The 725-nt window shown below is 76.3% G+C and carries 2 protein-coding genes; both read left to right on the plus strand.

All coding sequences use genetic code 11. The annotated features are described in order from the left end of the window. Positions 1–474 (plus strand): tol-pal system protein YbgF (ybgF, locus tag FV230_RS28945; protein ID WP_147844798.1); only part of this gene is annotated, 474 nt, incomplete at its 5' end. A 29-nt stretch (positions 475–503) separates the two neighbouring features. Further along, a partial coding sequence (locus FV230_RS28950) for an ATP-binding protein (protein ID WP_246695059.1) occupies positions 504–725 on the plus strand: 222 nt, incomplete at its 3' end.

Raw genomic sequence — 725 nt, forward strand, 5'->3', positions numbered from 1 at the left:
GGGCTGGGTCGCGCCGAGCTGCATCGGCGCACCGGGGCGGCCGGGGCTCTGCTCGGGGTCGAAGGCGTCGCCGCCACCGGCAGCGGGGACGCGACGAGCGACTACGAGGCCGCCGTCGGCCACATCCGCGAGAAGCGCTACGAGCAGGCCGAGATGGCCTTCCGCCAGTTCATCCAGTCGCACCCGCGCGACGGCCACGTCCCGGCCGCGACCTACTGGCTCGGCGAGAGCTACCTGCAGCGCAACCGCAACCGCGAGGCGGCCGAGCAGTTCCTGAAGGTCTCGACCGACTACGCCCGCTCGCCCCAGGCGCCGGAGGCGATGCTGAAGCTCGGCGTCTCGCTCAACGCGCTGGGCGCGCGCGAGCAGGCCTGCGCGACCCTGGCCGAGCTCGACCGCAAGTTCCCCTCCGCCGGCTCGAACGTGCGCCAGAGCGTGGCGCGCGAGCAGAAGCGCGCGCGCTGCACCGCGTGAGCGACCCGCGCGACGATCCCGGTGACCGGATCCGTCGCGCCCTCGCCAACGCCCTCGCACCTTGGCTCGCCGGGGACGCGCCCGTGGTGCTCGCCGTCTCCGGGGGGCCCGATTCCACCGCCCTGATGCACGCCGCCGCCGCGTGCCGGGCCGGCGCGCTCTTCGTCGCGACGGTGGACCACGGCCTGCGTCCCGAATCCGCCGACGAGGCCCGCGCCGTCGCCCGCGCCGCCGCGGCGCTCGGCCTGCCC

The sequence above is a fragment of the Methylobacterium sp. WL6 genome (assembly GCF_008040095.1).
Classification (GTDB): Bacteria; Pseudomonadota; Alphaproteobacteria; order Rhizobiales; family Beijerinckiaceae; genus Methylobacterium.